We start from the raw sequence: 281 nt of genomic DNA on the forward strand, positions 1-281 counted from the left end.
ACTGTTGGTGTTAGTGATCGTGCTCGGTTTGCTGCGGCGTTGGGAACGCGCCGGAGTCCAATCCAACGCGCCGATGCGCACCAGATAAACCAGACCGGCCAATAGCACCAAAATGAAAATGGCGGCTTCGATAAAGCCTACCCAGCCGCTCTCGCGAATCGAGACCGACCAGGCATACAGGTATAAGGCTTCAACGTCGAAAATAACGAAGAACATGGCCACCAGGTAGAACTTGGCGGACAAACGCATGCGCGCCGTGCCGACCGAGTCGATGCCTGATT

1 protein-coding gene is annotated in these 281 nt (G+C 55.9%); it reads right to left on the bottom strand.

Annotation, left to right across the window (positions count from 1 at the left end):
- Positions 1–281: NADH-quinone oxidoreductase subunit A (ndhC, locus tag J0A68_RS23425; RefSeq protein ID WP_206580533.1), on the bottom strand; the 281-nt coding region annotated here is incomplete at both ends.

The sequence above is a fragment of the Algoriphagus oliviformis genome (assembly GCF_017254915.1).
GTDB classification, from domain to species: Bacteria; Bacteroidota; Bacteroidia; order Cytophagales; family Cyclobacteriaceae; genus Algoriphagus; species Algoriphagus oliviformis.